At 62.2% G+C, this 2,479-nt stretch carries 1 protein-coding gene and 1 pseudogene; both read right to left on the bottom strand.

The window, feature by feature from the left end:
- Window positions 1–2: 2 nt before the first annotated feature.
- Window positions 3–866, bottom strand: a complete 864-nt coding sequence (istB, locus tag ABIB66_RS43425; protein WP_354212178.1) for an IS21-like element helper ATPase IstB — start codon at window positions 864–866, stop codon at window positions 3–5.
- A gap of 8 nt (window positions 867–874) precedes the next feature.
- Window positions 875–2,365, bottom strand: a pseudogene (gene istA / locus ABIB66_RS43420) (IS21 family transposase); the annotation flags it as partial.
- Window positions 2,366–2,479: the final 114 nt, after the last annotated feature.

Below are 2,479 nucleotides of genomic sequence, written 5' to 3'. Positions count from 1 at the left end.
TGTCAATCGGCTTGCAAATTTGACCCCTCATCGGCGTCCAATTTTGACCCCTTCGGGCGGCGGGGTTTGCTGGTAGCGCTCGTCTCGTCGGAGCTGGCCGGGATAGCGGAGGCGAGACGAGCGCGGGTGGCGTGATCGTCGTCTCGGCTTTTGAACCGCCAGCTATCGTTGCCGGTCTCGACGATGTCGCAGTGATGGGTCAACCGGTCGAGCAGCGCGGTGGTCATTTTGGCATCGCCGAACACGCTCGGCCATTCGCCGAATGCGAGATTGGTGGTTACGATGACGGAGGCGCGCTCATAGAGCCGGCTGACGAGGTGGAAGAGAAGCTGGCCACCGGACTGGGCGAAGGGCAAATAGCCGAGTTCATCCAGCACGATGAAGTCCATCCGGGTCAGATGCTCGGCGAGCCGACCTTGCCGTCCATTGCGGGTCTCGGTCTCGAGGCGATTGACGAGGTCGACGACGTTGAAGAAGCGGCCGCGGGCACCGGATCGGATGCAGCTTCTGGCGATGGCGATGGCCAGGTGGGTTTTGCCTGTGCCGGTGCCGCCAACCAGCACGACGTTGCGTTGTTGGGCGATGAAGCCGCCGCCAGCGAGATCATTGACGAGGGTTTGATTGATCGGCGTGCCGTCGAACTGGAAGTCGGCGATGTCCTTGGCAAGCGGCAGCTTGGCAATGGTGAGCTGGTATTTGATCGACCTGGCTTGCTTCTCGTTGATCTCGGCGTTGAGCAGGTCGCCGACAATGCGCTGAGGTTCGTGCTGGCGCTTGACGGCAGTTGCCATGATCTCGTCGAAGGCAGCCTTCATGCCGTAGAGCTTGAGTTCGCCCATGAGGTCGAAGATTTGGGTTCGTTCCATCAGTTGGTCCTCCGGAGGTTGTCGTAGCGGGCACAATCGGCGATCGGTGCATGACGGAGCGTCAGTGCGGCCGGCGTCATGATGTTGGCCGGTGGGGCGGGTTCACGTTGACGGGCCAGGATATTGAGAACGACATCGGCGGAATGGACGCCGTGACTGAGCGCTTCGGCACAGGCCGCTTCCACCGCGGGCAGGCCGTCAGTCAGCACCGCGTTGAGGATGTCGACCATCTGCCGATTGCCATCCTCGGTGCTGGCAAGCTTGCGCCGGATCCGCTCGATCGCGGCCGGCATCACCCAGTCTTTGAAGGGAGCACCGTTGCGCAAGGCACCGGGTTTGCGGGCGAGCACCGGCACATAATGCCAGGGGTCGTAGACGGTATCGCCGCGGCCAAAGGATCGCGGGTGCTCGGCAACGATGCGTCCGTCCTGACGGATCACGATGCGATTGGCATAGGCTTGAACCTCGACCGGTCGTCCGACTGCGCTGGCTGCGACCGAGTACTTGTTGTTGTCGAAGCGCACCAGGCAGGTCTTCGAGACCGATGCCGTCACCGCATGGAAGCCGTCGAAGCGGCCGGCATAGGGAACGAGTTTGGGGCGTTCGGCTTCGAACACGTCCCAGATCGTCTGATCGGCCAGCTCCGGATGGCGATGAGCCTTGGCGTAGGCGATGCATTTGTCGAGCAGCCAGGCGTTTAACTCGTCGAGGTTTTTGAACCGCAGCCGCGGCGTGAAGAAGCGTTCCCGGACCAGCCCGACCTGGTTCTCGACCTGCCCCTTCTCCCAACCCGACGCTGGCGTACAGGCGACCGGATCGACCAGATAGTGGCTGCACATCTGCAGGAAGCGACGATTGTAGAGACGGCCTTTACCGACGAAGATCGTCTCTACGGCGGTCTTCATGTTGTCGTAGATGCCGCGGGTGCAGGTGCCTTTGAACAGGGCGAACGCCCGGTCGTGGGCGTCGAACACCATCTCCTGCGTCTCCCGCGGATAGGCCCGCACGAACAGCATACGGCTGTGACAGAGCCGGACATGGGCAGCCTTCACCATCACCGTGGTGCCGCTCAGCAGGACGACCTCGTGGCTCCAGTCGAACTGGTAGGCTTCGCCTGGGGCAAAACTCAGCGGGACATAAGCGGCTGCGGTCGATTGCCCGCGTTCCTTGCTCCAGCGCCTGGCATAACGCCGCACCGCATCGTAACCGCCGTCGTACCCGCGGCCGCGCAGCTCCTCGTAGATCCGGATCAACGTCAGCTGTTCACGAGCCGATTTAGCTGCGTTCGCCGCCAGCAGCCCCTCAAGCTCTGACGCCCAGCGCCCCAGCTTTGGCCGTGGCTGCACCTGCCGCTCGTACTCGAAGGAGGTCTCTCCCGACCTCAGCACCTTCCGGACCGTGTTCCGCGACACCTTCAGGTCGCGGGCGATCTCCTTGATGGTCTTGCCCTTGATGAAGTGCTCGCGCCGTATCCGCGCAATCGTCTCCACGATCAGCATCCTCCACCACCTGCTTTGTTACGAAGCAGGCAGCGCAACAGACCAACCTATAGGGGGTCAATTTTGGACGCCGATCCCCCGGCTTAGGGGGTCAATATTGCAAGCCGAATGACA

It is taken from the genome of Bradyrhizobium sp. F1.13.3 (genome assembly GCF_040548265.1).
Classification (GTDB): domain Bacteria; phylum Pseudomonadota; class Alphaproteobacteria; order Rhizobiales; family Xanthobacteraceae; genus Bradyrhizobium.
Note: the sequence above shows the minus strand (reverse complement) of the source record. Positions and strands in the feature narration are given on the sequence as shown.

Coding starts and splice junctions, on each gene's coding strand:
- istB (WP_354212178.1), bottom strand. CDS start 866: ATGGAACGAACCCAAATCTTCGACCTCATGGGCGAACTCAAGCTCTAC.